The sequence below is a fragment of the Trichococcus alkaliphilus genome (genome assembly GCF_003008695.1).
Lineage (GTDB): Bacteria > Bacillota > Bacilli > Lactobacillales > Aerococcaceae > Trichococcus > Trichococcus alkaliphilus.
Genome location: NZ_PXZT01000010.1, coordinates 100,184 through 114,085 on the forward strand (window position 1 = coordinate 100,184; position 13,902 = coordinate 114,085).

Sequence of the window (13,902 nt, forward strand, 5' to 3'; positions counted from 1 at the left end):
AAATGAACGAACAAGAACTGCAGCGATTGGTGGAGCATATTTCACACACTGTTTTCCGGAAACCGTTCCGCCACTGTGCCACCTTCAACCGCCGCCTGCGCACGACGGGCGGGCGCTACCACCTCAACAGCCACAACTTGGATTTCAATCCTTTGGTGCTGGAAGTACACGGGCCGGAAGAACTGGAGAAGGTCGTGAAGCATGAGCTCTGCCATTATCACCTGCATCTGGAAGGAAAAGGGTACCGGCATATCGATGCCGACTTTCGGACTCTATTGAAGGAAAGCGGCGGCAGCCGATTCGTAAAGAATCTGCACCAAACCGGAACTATTGCGCCACCGAAATGGCTTTACAGTTGTAGTGCGTGCGGACAGCTTTATCCAAGGAAAAGAAGGATTGATCTGAAGAAGTATGTATGCGGGAAGTGCAAGGGGAAACTGAAGTTGAAGATCTAATAAACAATTAATCAATATTAAAAGCCCTGAGAATCTGAAATTCTCCGGGCTTTTTGATATATAAAGTTAGTTGAATAAGAGCGTGTTAGACATTAAAAAGATTAATTATGATAGTTTACAAACGATGCTCTAATTTCATTGGGAGGAGTAATGAAATTTTCTTCGATCCAGCCATGAATGATTCCAGCCAATGTATAAGTGAGAATTCTTGCATCAGAGGATAGTTGTTTTTCTGATAAATTGACAAGTGGTGTCCAAGATTCCATTAGATTTTGGTAGATGGTATCCAAACTTTTGAGAGTGAGTTTTCTTTGTTCATCATTTTGAAAGCATAAGGAAATAGCACGTCGATTTTGATAGACATAATCAAAAATGGTTATATCAGACACTTTCATTGATCTGCGTTGGCTTTTGTGAAAATCCTTAAAGCTTATTTTTACCGCAACTGCCAACCCATCCAACAAATCTTTGGTCACATCATCGAGCAAATCGTATTTATCGTAGTAATGGTTATAAAAAGTCGTGCGGTTGTATTCGGCGGTTTCCACTATATCTTTTACGGAGATACAAGCAAAACTTTCCGTTTCCAACAAACGCATTAATGCATCTTTAAATAAATGCTTGGTTCGCCGTGTGCTTCTGCTGTTTGATTCATTTATCATGAAAAACCCTCCTCAAAATCAATAAACTTCTATGTAATGTCAATAAAAACGACACATTTAGTATAGTGTCCATTTTTTGCACAAATAGGCTGAATCTGTGGATTGTATAAAAAAGCAAATGAATTAAAATAAAGGCATAAATAAAACACACCTCAACCAAGCTAGCATAACCCAAACAGCTGGTTAAAGATCAACATAGGTTACATCCAAAACCGTCCAGCAATGGACTCCATTAATTTACCTCATCTAAAATATTTAATTCATTCAAACATCTTTAACATGTTACGTTTTTATTTAAATCTTCTAATTAGTTTCTCTCCTATGCAATTCAACGAAAATAATTCATCCACGAATCATCGCTCAACATCAACGTTATAGCCACCATTACATTCAAAAAACATTCGACTATTAGTAAGTGAAAAATCCGTACCTACCAGTCATAAGATTATTTTTGTATACGGTAAAAAGTAAACACGTGCTTCAAAATTAACTCCTATTTATTTGAGTATAATCTGTTTCTTATCAATTGTACAACTTTTAAATGTCGCCTAAATGTTATTTTTGTAGGCTTGAACTCTATTTTTGAGTAGGCATGACCTGAGAAGTTATATCTATTGAAAAATGGAGTTGTTGCTAAATGAAGCGAGTTCCCATTAAACGGGTATAGGGAAATCGCCTCATAAACAACAATTGCATAAAATACAAAACGGATAGAAAGAGGAGGAAAAGATCATGGAAATCATGAGAAGATTGTTCACTGAAGAAGAAGGGCAAGGCTTGGTTGAGTATGTAATGATTGTCGCTGTTGTTGTTGCTATTGCTGTAGCAGTTAGCGGTTCCGGCTTAGGGGCAATAATTCAAACAAGATTAACGAATCTGATCAATACTGCTGCTGATTAACAAATTCGTAAATCTTTTCAGAGAACAAGCCCGCTATCCTAGCGGGCTCTTTTTCTAAAAAAAATTTATACTCAATCATATCCGTTTATTTAAGAAAATTAATGTAAAAATGAAGCACATTCAATTTCAAAGGAGTTGAGAAAGATGGCGGCCGCAAACAACGTGCTACTATTGTTACTTGTATCGCTATCCGCAGCATTTGACGCCAAGGAACGGCGGATACCCAACAAAATTACCTTTATGGGTATTATTGTTGGCTTGTTATTCAATTTAATTAATGGAGGATGGACAGGGTTATTAAATAGCTTCTTGGGATTGTTGGCAGGGATCGCCATCTTCTTCATCCCTTTTGCCATGGGTGGCATTGGGGCTGGTGACGTGAAATTGATGGGGGCTATAGGTGCTTTGATGGGATGGCGTTTTTCTTTGGAGACGGCCATTTATTCAGCTTTAGTGGGCGGAGCGATGGTTTTCGTTTACTTGGTTTATACCGGGAAGATGCGTGACACACTAAGTGGGATACTATTGGCTCTTGTTCAAGTTTTAAATCGTAGTATCCAAAAAAAGGGATATAGTGAACAGCTTATGAGAGCTGAACAAACCTTTTACAAGAATGGCAAGGAATACAAGAAAATATATATCCCTTACGGCGTAGCGATTGCTGGTGGTACCCTAATGGTGTTGTTTGCATATAGCCAAGGCATACAATTTTTTAAATAAAAAGAGGGTGATGTTCTTGAAAAAAATAATGGAACTGCGAAGTAACGATAAGGGGCAGGGAATGGTGGAATTCATCTTTGTGTTACCGTTCTTATTGCTATTGGTATTCAGCATGGCCGAAACCGGAATGATCCTGAATGCAAAAATAACGGCCACACAAGCTGCTAGACAAGCCGCCAGATCAAGTGTGATTCTACCAAAGGGAGCCGATTATGCCACAGCAGCAGAAAGTAATGTAGCGACATATATGGCTAACGTCGGTATATCTTCCGGCTATTCAGCGGATGCTGCAGTGCTTTCCGATGATGCATTATCAGTGACGGTAATTTATGAATATATACCCAGTTTCATTCCTGGATTGCCGAATCCCTTGCAATTGGAATCAACGGTTGTCATGAGGATTGAATGATCAGAATAAGGTAAAGGAAATTTTGAGAACGCTTTAAAATATAAACATTTGAATAGCGAGGGGTGGATAGGAAATGAAGAACAAAAAAAGGGTATGGATCATAACTATTTTTTTGGCTGTATTAACGACAGGATTAGTCTATGTATACCTCAATCAAGTGGCATCAGCGAGTGAAGCAAACAAAGTAAAAACGGAGACTGTCGTGGTGGCGTTGACCACGATTCCGGGACACATCAAAGTCACCGCGGATATGCTGGAAACAAAAGAAATCGCGGAGGATGCAGTTCATCCGGATGCACTGACGTCTATTGACGATGTTGTAGGGGGAACAACTACCACTGATTTGGTGGCAGGGGAACAGATATTGAGTGAACGGATTGTTTTGGATACCGGAGTTGGACCATTAGCTTATCGGGTGCCGGAAAATATGCGGGCAATCACAGTCCCAACCACAGAAGTGGACAGCATCGGAGGGTATATCATGCCGGGAGATAAAATTGATATTTTAGCACGCTATCCTTCTGCTGAAGATTTACCAGTAGTCGAAAAAATTCAGAATATAGAAGTCTTGGAAAAAGGGCCCTATGCAGCTGGTGTAGAAGGAGAGCAGACAGGGGTACCTACATCAATAACCATTCTGGTTTCGCCCGGACAAGCAGACGTCATTGCCAACGCATCGCTGAATGGTAGTCTTTACTTTACATTACGAAATCCAGTGGACGCGAATATAGTGGAGTAAACATGAATTTAAGGAAAGCGCGGTGAATGAAAATGAACAAAATGAAACTAATACTCTTGGCTGACACAGAGTCTGATCGTCAGAACATCATGGGAATATTGAAAAATATCGATTACGTTAATGTTATTGGAGATTACACCGATGAAGACGCGGCAGGGGATAGTCTGGAAAGATCTTCAGCTGAAATTATGCTACTAGGTGCTGGAGTGAACGGAGCAGGCTATGCTTTTGCAGAAAGAATTTCTGCCATTCATCCTGACCTCGGAATTATTATGCTGGAAAGTGAATTGCTTGAAGAGACCATGCATAATGCCCTTTTTTCAGGCGCAAAGGATGTGCTCGTGAAACCATTGGAACCCGAAAAAGTAGCAAGTGCTATCTATCGGATCCATCAACTGAGTGAAAGGAAAGCGGCCCTACAGAACAACAATGTAAACAAGAAAGTTCGGAAAAGAGATCTTGGCCAAGTGTATACCGTATTCAGTACCAAAGGCGGCGTAGGAAAGACTTTTGTTTCAATAAACTTGGCGGCTTCTCTGGCAAAGAAACAAGATGCTCGGGTTGTGTTGCTCGATTTGGATCTCGATTTTGGCAATGCCGCATTGGCCTTGAATCTCTATCCAAAATTTACTATTTCTGACGTAGTTGATGATATTCGCAATATTGACAGCGATTTAATTGAAAGTTATCTGATGCCACATGAATCAGGAATTAAAGTACTGCCGGCAAACTTACAGCAACAAATGAATGATTACATGAATGCGGAACACATCCGCATCATTTTGGAATCATTGCGGGAATCATTCGACTACATCGTCGTCGATATGCCTGCCCGTTTCGTGGACAAGGTGATGCCTGCGTTGGCTTTGGCAGATACACTTTTGGTTGTTACCACACCGGAAATTTCTTCCGTACGGAACGTGAAGGCATTGTTGGCTACGTTGATGGATTTGAATTTCCCGCAATCGAAAGTAAAGATCATCTTGAACAAAGAGCAGATTCGGGGAGACATCAAGCAGAAAGACATCGAGCTCACGCTGAACAAAAAGGTGGACGCTGCAATCGGATTTGATTATCAAAAGGTTCTGTCTTCTTTAAATAGAGGAATCCCCTTGGTATCGGAGTATCCAAAAAATGTAGTTTCAAAGAATATTGAGAAACTCTGCCTTAGGATTGTACAAGATGAACCATTAAAAGCATAAAAATCAAATATAGCAACCTATCTAAAGAGGGTGAGAAAATGATGAATATCGAGGCATATGGAAATTTCGGCTCCTCTGAAAACAAGGAACTGGGTGAAAATCTGGAGGGGCAGAATGTTATCGCCAAAAGGCGCAGTGATTTGGACGAATTGTCCTATGAGGTTTTGCAGATCGTCATTGATCAAATTCCCGAATCAAAAGCAGGGGACGACCTCTCTGCACAACAAAAGAGAACGCAAGAGAAGATAAATGATGTGATCAATACCATCATTTTTGAACAAAAACGGCATCTTTCCTTTGCGGATAAAAAGCGCGTGAATTTAACCGTAATGAATGAAGTTTATCATTATGGTCCGATTACGGATTTGCTGAATGACGTTACAGTTACGGAAGTAATGGTAAATGGCCCCAAAAAAATATTCGTTGAGCGGGAAGGGAAAATTCAGCAGACGGATAACGAATTTCGTGATGACAAGCATGTCATGCATATCATTGATAGGATCATCTCTCCGTTGGGGAGACGTGTTGATGAGAGTTCTCCATTAGTCGATGCACGCTTGCCGGACGGATCACGTGTCAATGTCATTATCCCACCACTGGCAGTGAAAGGGCCATCCATAACGATCCGGAAATTTGCGAAAGACCCTTTCACTGCTGATGATTTGATTTCTTTCGGAACACTAAGCGCTGACCTTGCCCAATTCTTACGTCACTGCGTAAGAGGACGCACAAATGTATTGGTTTCTGGAGGGACCGGAAGCGGGAAAACCACATTATTGAACATCCTATCCGGTTATATCCCGGATGATGAACGGATCATCACCATTGAAGATGCTGCGGAAGTACAGTTGCAGCAACCGCATGTAGTGACTTTGGAATCTAGGCCGGCCAATATCGAAGGAAAAGGGAAGATAACCATTAGGGATTTAGTGGTCAACTCTTTGCGTATGCGCCCAGACCGCATTATTGTTGGTGAAGTTCGTGGTGGAGAAGCTTTGGATATGCTGCAGGCGATGAATACGGGGCATGATGGCTCGTTAACGACCGTGCACGCCAATACACCTCGTGATAGCTTGTCACGGTTGGAGACAATGGTCATGATGTCTGGAATCGAATTGCCATCCCGCGCGATTCGGGAACAAGTATCTTCAGCCATAAATTTGGTTGTCCAAATCGAAAGAATGTTGGATGGGACCCGTAAAATATCTAAGGTCAGTGAAATTGTCGGTATGGAGGGAGATACCGTTACCTTACAGGACATCTTTATCTTCAATCAAGAAGGAATCGATGAGAAGGGAAAAGTCAGAGGAAGACACCAAGCAACAGGGGTAACACCAAGCTTTTTGCCGAAATTGAAAGCTCACGGCGAGAATGTATCAGCAATCCTTTTCAAGCCATCGAATTTCCACTCGGATATGTTCAGAAAGGGGAATTGATATGTTGCCGATTATGTTGATTTCCGTTTTTTTTACGGTCCTGTCTGCGGTTTATAGCATTTACTTGTTTTTCTTTGAACATAAGCATTCTGTAAAGGAAAGACTGTCACAAACCAGACAGGATGATGTGTTGGCTTCAAGTGAGGAAGACCAGGTTGAGAAAAGGAATAAGCTTTCCGGATGGTTTAACAAATTCAATAAAGATATAGAAAAATCAAAATACTATTTGAATGTACAGTCTAAATTGCTTCAAGCCTACATCAAGATGAAACCGCTCGAATTTGTCAAAATTTCCCTTGCTGCTGGCTTGATAACAGGTATATTGCTCTATCTGATTTCTGGCAACCTGTTATTTTTGTTCATCGGATTTTTTGTGGGATATAAAGTTCCGGAAGTAATTTTGGAAATAGTCAGGAAAAAGAGAGTGCGCAGGTTGAACTCGCAGCTTCCGCAAGCTTTAGGACTGCTTGCTAATGGCTTGCGGGCAGGTTACAGTTTCCCGCAGGCGATGGCGGTCATTACGAAAGAAATGGAAGCCCCCATTGCTGATGAGTTCGGAAAAATTTTACGTGAAAATGCATATGGCAAGCCAATGGAAGAGGCTTTGGTGGACTTTTCTAAACGGACAGATGACGAAGATTTGGACATGTTCATCACTACCCTTTTGATCCAAATGAACGTCGGAGGCGATTTAGCAGAAATTTTGGACACCATTTCGGAAACAATCCGTGAGCGCGTCAAATTAAGAGGGGAAATCAGGACGCTTACCGCACAAAACCGCATGTCTGCTTGGGTTGTCGGCCTCATGCCTTTCGCCTTAGCGTTATTGACATATAAAACGAGCCCAGATCAAGCATTCGCCTTCATCACAAATCCAATTGGAATGATAATGGCCATCGCAGCAGCAGTATTGATGATCATCGGCGTTTTCGCGTTGATCAAAATCGTGAACATAAAAGTATAAAGGGGAGATAAAAATGGAAATTCTGGTTTATAGTTCTGTTTTTTTCACCAGCATGGGAATTCTCTACGTAATCTACGAACGATTTTTCGAGCCGAAAGCGTTAGTAAAAGAGCGTTTGGATAATGTGAAGATCATTTCCGATACGCGGGAGGTTCTTTCTGATGAGATGCATGAGCCTTTCACACAGCGGGTCATCAATCCGGCCTATGAAAAAATGGTAACAAACTTGGGGAAAATTGCCCCTTCTTCGATTCGTGACAAGTACAATGCTTTGCTTACCAGTGCCGGGTTATTGGATAAAATGAAGTACTACAATATCCTTGCGATTCAATTCCTTCTGGTAAGTTTGTTGGTTCTGATGAATTTCGTTATCTCCGGAAGATTTGCAAGGCCGATCAATTCTTCGTTCCTGTTTTTGGCCGTGCTGATGGGATTCTTATTTCCTTATTCGGTCTTGAAATCAAAGTCAGATGAGCGCAAACAACAAATTCAGCATGCTCTGCCTAACTTTCTGGATTTGCTACATGTAACAGTGGAAGCAGGTTTGTCTTTTGACATGTCTATTTATCGCACAACCAGGAAATTGAAAGGGCCGTTGAGTGATGAACTATTATTCACTATGAATGAGATGAATAAAGGGCGAGACCGCTCGGAAGCATTTCGTGATTTGGTGAAACGCACACAGGTTGAAGATTTGGCCACATTCGTCACTTCGATCATTCAGGCTGAAGAACTCGGTTCAAATATCGGGAATGTCCTTCGAATTCAGGCGGAAACAATCCGCACCGCAAAACGCCAGCGGTTAGAAACACAGGCTGCGAAAATCCCAGTCAAAATGACGATTCCTATGACACTATGCCTATTGCCTGCGATGTTGATAGTAGCTGTTGGTCCATCTATCATCAGTATCATGGAGAATTTTTTGAAATGAGAACAGCAGAAAGGAGACGCTCAGCATGTTCATAAAGAAAATATCCTTGGTCGTTATACTTATAAGCCTGTTTATTTTTAATATCCCCTCTATCTGTGCGGAAGAAACAACTACTTCGGAAAAAATTGCTGTTTCCCTAGTGATTGACACCTCTGGGAGTATGGCCGATACGGACCCGAATAACTTGAGAAAGACAGCCGCGGAAATCTTTATTGATCTGCTGAGCCCCGATGACTATTTCGGTGTCGTCATGTTTTCTACTGATGCAGTGGAAGCAATCCCCATGCAACAGGTGGTAAGCATGGAAAATAAAGCAAATTTGAAGTCTACACTTGCCCCTGCCATAACGGCGTCGGGGGATACGGATTATTTAAAAGCTTTACAAGCTGCAGAGTATCAGCTTGATAGTTTTGCAGAGCAAGATGTCCGAAAGGTAATCATCTTTCTGACAGATGGAGTGCCTGATCCAAACTCGGCTCAAAGGGATAATCCGGATTTCATGTCAGAATATATGGACAGCATTTGGGCAACAACGGCAAACATTGGATTGAAGGATTATCCGATTTATACACTAGGATTTGGAAATTCCGATCAGAGCATTCTGCAACGAATTGCAGATGAATCAAATGGTGAAGCGAAATTCATTGAAAGTCCCAGCGCGATTGCAACCAATTTTTTTGAGGTTCTTCGTATGCTGAAAAATCGGCAGACCGTCTTCAACGAAAGCTTGTACATCCAGGGAGAGCATGCTATTCCCTTTTCCGTTGATCCCTATACTTCCCAAGTGACGATGGTTTTGGCAAATGAAAATGCCGGGTTGGATGTGTCCGTCGTCTCGTCAGATGGGCAAACGGTACCTCAAAATTTAGGGGTGCAAAAGAACGATAATTATACCATCATCACATTGAATCAGTATGAGAAGGAATTGACCGGTGAATGGCAATTAATCGTAAACGGGGATGGTAACGTTCAACTGTTCGGAGATAAGGATCTGTTCTTCAAATCCTGGATGGTGGAACCGCAGACAAACATGCAGCATCCTGTAAATGAACCACTTACAGTGGCAGTTGCTGTGCTAGGGGAACTGTCTCCTGATATGACTATTGAAGTCTTGATATCAAAAAACGGCATACCTGAAACGAACAGTATTCAGTTGGCCTTAAAAGATGGTTACTATGTAAGCACATATGATGAAGTAGATCAACAAGGGTCCTATTCTTTGGAGACGGTCGTAAAAGATGGAGATATTTTGGTTACGAAAAGCCTGACCAATATCAAAGTTCAAGAATTGCCTGCTTTGAGAACGGATGAATACGAAAAAGAAAACCTTACCTATAAGCTATCGGAAAGTAAAAAGGTCACTGGATATCTCGAGATGCGTGAGAATGTGGTCGAAAGTCAACAAGGTATAGAAATCACCAGCTTTAATTTGGTGAAGGACTATGCTGATGGGAGACAAGAAATACAGGCGTTATCGGACAGTCCGGATGAAGCCAATGGTGACTTAGTTGGTGGAGATGGAATCTATTCAGCGGTTATGCCATTTGACCAAGAAGGTGAATTTTCCGCGTCTTTGGTTGTGCAAGGAGTCTACAAAGAAGAAATGTTCCAGTTGCAAGAGGATTTTGGAGATTACAGGGTCGTCTCTTCGGGAGAAGTCGTGGGTGCAATTCCGAAGGCTGCTTTGCTTGGGAAACCTGGGGGCGAGATCAGCATCCCAATTCATTTGGAGAATTATTCCGGTAGGAGTGAAACGATAACAGTCGAAGTCGACCCTGCAATCGGTACTGTCCAATCAACCCCAATTTTATTGGAATCAGGTGAAATACTGGACGGTGTTGTTGCGGTGAAACTGTCCGATGGCATCAATTTGGATGATCATAACGTTCAGTTAAGTTTAGTAGCTGTGGATCCTTTGACAGTAGTGACGACAGATCTGTTGGCTGCGGTTTCTGTCGTGTCCGGAACAGACCTATTTATGATAAATTTGAAAGACGCATTCCAAAATAATCAGGATATCATTATCCTGATAACTGTGCTGATGATTTCGTTTGTTGCGATTGGCCGGCTGTTGTATTTCGTCTTAGTCAAGAAAAAAATTAATAACCTGGGTTATTTGGAGTACTACAAAAAAGACTCCATCGATTCTATGATGAAATTCCAGTTACCGAAGAATACATCAGAAATAGCTATTTCTTTTGGGGGACACAATAAAACTCCTGATGTAAGTATCCAGGAATCCCAATACAAATATACTTTGAACCTTGTCGTGGTGAAAAATAACAAGGGGATGAAATGGGTTGAAGGATATAAATCGCTATCAAAAGGCTACAAACCATTTCACCTACTATTGAATGCGGAAGCTCCAGGTATATTCATGATTGATGGAGAAGTTCTAACAAATAGTGAAATATTTGATCAGGATACATTTGAAACTGGGGGATATACATTTGTATATAGAACGGAAGTAAAAAGTCTCAAGGAACAAGAAAAAGCAAAAAATGTGCTGGAAGGTAAGATGTGATATGGGTAAATTAGTGAATAGAGAGACGAATGAGGTCATTCTAGAGAATGCCAAGGTCGCAGATAGCTTCATCAGCCGATTCTTTGGGTTGATGGGGAAAAAGGATTTGCCTGAAGAGGCAGGTCTGATTATAAAACCATGCAATAGTGTGCATTGTTTTTTCATGAGATTCCCTATAGATGTCATCTTTGTGGATTCCGATGATAGGGTCGTCCATATTATGCCCGCAATGAACCCAGGAAGAATTTCTCCGATTGTTAGGGAAGCAACATATGTGATTGAGAGTAATGCGCACACATTGAGCGAAAAATTACGGATTGGTGATGCAATCTCTGTCGGAAAATAGGTAAAAGACATCAATGAAAGATAAATGGCTCACAGAGAAATCTTTTTTACGAAGGAGGGAAGGCAATGCTGAAGAAATTAAGAAAATTAAAGAAAGAAGAACACGGACAGGCATTAGTTTTTTTTGTCGGGATATTTGCGATACTGTTGGCTGTTATGGCTTTTGTTATGGATGTAGGCAATGTATATGTAGAAAAAGCGAAACTTCAAAATGCAGTAGATGCAGCAGCTTTAGCCGGTGCGTTTGACTTGCCCAACGAAACTAATGCTATAGCTAGTGCGGGCATATATTTTGACTCAAACGGGTATGAAGATATTGTTCCCCAAATAGACCATGATGCTGATAGTGTAAAGGTAAACGCAACTAAGCAGGTAGTGTATACATTTGCACAAATCATTGGGTTGAATTACGCAAATGTAACTGCCAGTGCCACCGCCACCATAAGTCCAGCGGATGGTGTTACTGGGGTAATTCCTGTAGGCGTTGTGCAACAGGCTTTCATCGTTGGAAAGGAATATACTTTGAAAGAAGGTGGAGGAGACGGGTCTAACGGAAACTTTGGCGGTTTAGACTTTATGACATTAATCAGTTTTGAAAAAAGCAGTTTCAACAAAGGGGGAGCTACATTATTTCAACAGCTTATTACGGAAGGGTATGATCAACCCATTTTTGTAAATGAGAAGGTGGATACAAAACCTGGAGCCATGACGGGTAAAAGCCTTACAGAAAAACAAATAGTTTACATACCGATAGTTGATACCATGGATGTCAATGGGAAGAGAACGGTCACAATTGTCGGGTTCGCTGTTTTTGAAATAAAATCGTATTATCAAGATGACAAAGTTGACATAGAATACGTGGATGAAAAGAAGAAAACGCAGAAAATCAAACAAGGGGTGATTGTAGGGACTTTTCAATACAAAGTGGTCGGAAGTAGTGTTGCAGGTGAACAAACTGACTTTGGTTTGCATAATGTGAGACTTACTGAATAGCATATATCTCAATTACAATTTTATAAATAATACTCTGGTACGCGTAGCCACTGTTTCATCTGCAAATCCGAAAAAAGCTTGATGCCTTAGATGAAGCAATGAGGCAACTTATATTACTGAATGCAAAAGTTGAGTAGATATGAAAAAAGCATCGAGTTACCCTTTGTATGGGAATAGTCGATGTTTTTTGTACGATTGGCGAGATGGAGACGCGAGATTTAAGTGTGTATGTTTTAATTAAGAATTATTCCCCAACGTTGATTTCTTTGCGGTTATTCAAGGCCAACGCTTCCAAGTATTTATAAAGAGGTAGAATATCGATTGTTTTTGGAAATTCAAATTTTCGCATTTCGAGACTTTCTGCGTGTGCTTTTATTTTGATGTTCTTCAGGTAGGTGATTGTGATCTCGCTATCATCAAATCCAAAACCAGCTGTTTCCATTTCTACATCAACGATATTCATAAGATAAATGGATTTGAATGATGTCCTTTTGCTAGTCGTAGCTTGTTTGTCCACAAATAATATGCGTACATTGGTGAATACAATAGCATCTCGAATCAATTGATAACCCGTTTCGATAGCTTCACACTCAAAGAGATATTTTGCGTATTTCTGCTCCAAATCTTCCTTTGATTGCGTGGACAGGGTGCCTAAACACCTTGCATGATATTACCGAATTCAAATTTTGCCAATTGCTTTTCCTCCCAAATATATGTGGATAGTATTAGTATACTGAAACGTTTCATATTTGCGTATATTATTAAATAATCATGATCCTATTAATTTATAGAAAATCAATAAGCAGACGTTGACAGAAATGATCTTCAAAAGTATAATGAAATAGTTGGTTTTGCGGTCATGGCGGAATGGCAGACGCGCCAGCTTGAGGGGCTGGTGGGAGTATCTCCCGTGGAAGTTCGAGTCTTCTTGGCCGCATAATAATAGTAAAATAAAGGCTCTCTGTCAAATGGTGTTGATGAGACATTCTATCTGTTGAAATAAGGGAGCCACATTCACAAACTCCAGAAGAGAATTTTCTCTTTTGGAGTTTTTTTATATTGCCTGAAGAAGATTGAATTGGATAAAAATCCGATTTCGGAAATGAATGATGTTCCTGTAGCCGTAGGATACTCTCTTGATGACCTTTATTTTGTTGTTTATCCCTTCGATTACTCCGTTGGAGTAGGTATAGGAGAGACTGTTAAGAATGTATTCTTCGGCGCCCTTGAGTGACTTAATAGCTTTTGTCATGTTGGGCGAAAGGGATTTATGGGGTTCATTCAGAAAATTTTTAAATAGCTCTTTTTCTTTATGATTCACAGCATATTTGATAGTCTGGTAGGCGTCATAATTTGCTTTTAAAGTGGGATCGATTCCCAACAGATAATCCACAATATCCTTGTCAAACATACCTTTTTTAAAGAGTCTGTGATAGCGGTAATTGGTAAAATCCAGCTTGTCTTGGTCCAAAAGTAATAATTTCCAGTAGTTCTTCAATTTTGTATAATCCCGCCGATCCTTTGGTTCGGATGACTTCCGGAGACCATTCATCACTTGAATACGGGTTTGGTTTAACGCGCGATTCACCTGCAGAATAATGTGGAACCGATCGATGATAATC

At 40.8% G+C, this 13,902-nt stretch carries 14 protein-coding genes, 1 tRNA gene and 1 pseudogene; 13 read left to right on the forward strand and 3 right to left on the reverse strand.

What is annotated here, in order from left to right; genetic code table 11:
• Positions 1 to 2 precede the first annotated feature (2 nt).
• Complete coding sequence (locus C7R73_RS09395; protein WP_106450265.1) at positions 3 to 455, forward strand: SprT family protein; 453 nt, start codon at positions 3 to 5, stop codon at positions 453 to 455.
• Between the two features lie 101 nt (positions 456 to 556).
• On the opposite strand, the gene C7R73_RS09400 is transcribed toward C7R73_RS09395, so the two are convergent.
• The gene (locus C7R73_RS09400) at positions 557 to 1,117 is read right to left on the reverse strand and encodes a TetR/AcrR family transcriptional regulator (protein WP_106450266.1); all 561 of its coding nucleotides are present in this window, start codon (positions 1,115 to 1,117) and stop codon (positions 557 to 559) included.
• Positions 1,118 to 1,849: 732 nt separating this feature from the next.
• On the opposite strand from C7R73_RS09400, the gene C7R73_RS13770 reads away from it, so the two are divergent.
• The 11 genes from C7R73_RS13770 to C7R73_RS09450 all read left to right on the forward strand — a co-directional run bounded on the left by C7R73_RS13770 (position 1,850) and on the right by C7R73_RS09450 (position 12,280).
• A complete protein-coding gene (locus C7R73_RS13770) occupies positions 1,850 to 2,017 on the forward strand; it encodes a hypothetical protein (protein WP_192875256.1) in 168 nt (55 codons plus the stop codon).
• 144 nt (positions 2,018 to 2,161) lie between these two features.
• Positions 2,162 to 2,737, forward strand: a complete 576-nt coding sequence (locus C7R73_RS09405; protein ID WP_106450267.1) for an A24 family peptidase — start codon at positions 2,162 to 2,164, stop codon at positions 2,735 to 2,737.
• Positions 2,738 to 2,753: 16 nt separating this feature from the next.
• Positions 2,754 to 3,146 carry a TadE/TadG family type IV pilus assembly protein gene (locus tag C7R73_RS09410; protein ID WP_161525918.1) on the forward strand — a complete coding sequence of 131 codons (393 nt, stop codon included), beginning with the start codon at positions 2,754 to 2,756 and terminating at the stop codon, positions 3,144 to 3,146.
• 73 nt (positions 3,147 to 3,219) lie between these two features.
• Positions 3,220 to 3,885, forward strand: coding sequence for a Flp pilus assembly protein CpaB (gene cpaB, locus C7R73_RS09415; protein ID WP_106450269.1), 666 nt, complete (start codon positions 3,220 to 3,222; stop codon positions 3,883 to 3,885).
• 26 nt (positions 3,886 to 3,911) lie between these two features.
• On the forward strand, positions 3,912 to 5,087 hold the full coding sequence (locus C7R73_RS09420; protein WP_106450270.1) for a CpaE/TadZ family protein: 1,176 nt from the start codon (positions 3,912 to 3,914) through the stop codon (positions 5,085 to 5,087).
• A 38-nt stretch (positions 5,088 to 5,125) separates the two neighbouring features.
• Positions 5,126 to 6,523, forward strand: coding sequence for a TadA family conjugal transfer-associated ATPase (locus tag C7R73_RS09425; RefSeq protein ID WP_106450271.1), 1,398 nt, complete (start codon positions 5,126 to 5,128; stop codon positions 6,521 to 6,523).
• 130 nt (positions 6,524 to 6,653) lie between these two features.
• Positions 6,654 to 7,487 carry a type II secretion system F family protein gene (locus tag C7R73_RS09430; protein ID WP_161525919.1) on the forward strand — a complete coding sequence of 278 codons (834 nt, stop codon included), beginning with the start codon at positions 6,654 to 6,656 and terminating at the stop codon, positions 7,485 to 7,487.
• A 13-nt stretch (positions 7,488 to 7,500) separates the two neighbouring features.
• The gene (locus tag C7R73_RS09435) at positions 7,501 to 8,418 is read left to right on the forward strand and encodes a type II secretion system F family protein (protein ID WP_106450273.1); all 918 of its coding nucleotides are present in this window, start codon (positions 7,501 to 7,503) and stop codon (positions 8,416 to 8,418) included.
• Positions 8,419 to 8,443: 25 nt separating this feature from the next.
• Complete coding sequence (locus C7R73_RS09440) at positions 8,444 to 10,942, forward strand: vWA domain-containing protein (protein ID WP_106450274.1); 2,499 nt, start codon at positions 8,444 to 8,446, stop codon at positions 10,940 to 10,942.
• A 1-nt stretch (position 10,943) separates the two neighbouring features.
• Positions 10,944 to 11,288, forward strand: a complete 345-nt coding sequence (locus C7R73_RS09445) for a DUF192 domain-containing protein (protein ID WP_106450275.1) — start codon at positions 10,944 to 10,946, stop codon at positions 11,286 to 11,288.
• Positions 11,289 to 11,353: 65 nt separating this feature from the next.
• Positions 11,354 to 12,280: a pilus assembly protein TadG-related protein gene (locus C7R73_RS09450; RefSeq protein WP_106450276.1), complete on the forward strand. Its 927-nt coding sequence runs from the start codon at positions 11,354 to 11,356 to the stop codon at positions 12,278 to 12,280.
• Positions 12,281 to 12,524: 244 nt separating this feature from the next.
• Here C7R73_RS09450 and C7R73_RS09455 read toward each other — a convergent pair.
• Positions 12,525 to 12,946: pseudogene (locus C7R73_RS09455) on the reverse strand (PH domain-containing protein).
• A 187-nt stretch (positions 12,947 to 13,133) separates the two neighbouring features.
• Between C7R73_RS09455 and C7R73_RS09460 the strand changes: the two are divergent.
• Positions 13,134 to 13,217 (forward strand) — tRNA-Leu (locus C7R73_RS09460).
• Positions 13,218 to 13,334: 117 nt separating this feature from the next.
• Here the strand turns inward: C7R73_RS09460 and C7R73_RS09465 are convergent.
• A partial coding sequence (locus C7R73_RS09465) for a transposase (protein ID WP_161525920.1) occupies positions 13,335 to 13,902 on the reverse strand: 568 nt, incomplete at its 5' end.

Coding starts and splice junctions, on each gene's coding strand:
- C7R73_RS09395 (WP_106450265.1), top strand. CDS start 3: ATGAACGAACAAGAACTGCAGCGATTGGTGGAGCATATTTCACACACT.
- C7R73_RS09400 (WP_106450266.1), bottom strand. CDS start 1,117: ATGATAAATGAATCAAACAGCAGAAGCACACGGCGAACCAAGCATTTA.
- C7R73_RS13770 (WP_192875256.1), top strand. CDS start 1,850: ATGGAAATCATGAGAAGATTGTTCACTGAAGAAGAAGGGCAAGGCTTG.
- C7R73_RS09405 (WP_106450267.1), top strand. CDS start 2,162: ATGGCGGCCGCAAACAACGTGCTACTATTGTTACTTGTATCGCTATCC.
- cpaB (WP_106450269.1), top strand. CDS start 3,220: ATGAAGAACAAAAAAAGGGTATGGATCATAACTATTTTTTTGGCTGTA.
- C7R73_RS09420 (WP_106450270.1), top strand. CDS start 3,912: ATGAAAATGAACAAAATGAAACTAATACTCTTGGCTGACACAGAGTCT.
- C7R73_RS09425 (WP_106450271.1), top strand. CDS start 5,126: ATGATGAATATCGAGGCATATGGAAATTTCGGCTCCTCTGAAAACAAG.
- C7R73_RS09435 (WP_106450273.1), top strand. CDS start 7,501: ATGGAAATTCTGGTTTATAGTTCTGTTTTTTTCACCAGCATGGGAATT.
- C7R73_RS09440 (WP_106450274.1), top strand. CDS start 8,444: ATGTTCATAAAGAAAATATCCTTGGTCGTTATACTTATAAGCCTGTTT.
- C7R73_RS09445 (WP_106450275.1), top strand. CDS start 10,944: ATGGGTAAATTAGTGAATAGAGAGACGAATGAGGTCATTCTAGAGAAT.
- C7R73_RS09450 (WP_106450276.1), top strand. CDS start 11,354: ATGCTGAAGAAATTAAGAAAATTAAAGAAAGAAGAACACGGACAGGCA.